Origin of the sequence: Pseudoalteromonas sp. S3776 (assembly GCF_005886915.1) — a bacterium.
In the GTDB taxonomy this organism is placed as follows: domain Bacteria; phylum Pseudomonadota; class Gammaproteobacteria; order Enterobacterales; family Alteromonadaceae; genus Pseudoalteromonas.
Window position 1 is genome coordinate 1 of record NZ_PNCU01000153.1, and the last position, 345, is coordinate 345.

Consider the following 345-nt stretch of genomic DNA (forward strand, 5'->3'; position numbering starts at 1 on the left):
GGATCTGACCGGTACGACCCTGGCCGATGGCACCTACGCGGTCAACGCCAAGGTGACCGATACCGCCGGTAATAGCAGCGAAGCGAACCAGGATGTGGTGATTGATACCACGGCACCCAACGATGAAACCGGCCCCGATGGCGGTGCCTTGCCGGATGTCGCCATCAGCCGCATCACCGACGACACCGGCACGCTGACCAGCGATTTCATTACCAACGACAACACCCTGAAAATCCAGGGCCAGTGGTCGCAGGACAGTGGCACCTTGAGTGTCACGGTGGACAGTAATGTTTATGTCCTGGGCACCGATGCCGCACTGGCCAGTAACGGGGATACCTGGACCCT

The 345-nt window shown here is 60.0% G+C and carries 1 protein-coding gene; it reads left to right on the plus strand.

Annotation, left to right across the window (positions count from 1 at the left end; translation table 11 throughout):
- The coding region (locus CWC16_RS20010) for an Ig-like domain-containing protein (RefSeq protein WP_171037708.1) at positions 1 to 345 on the plus strand (345 nt) is incomplete at both ends.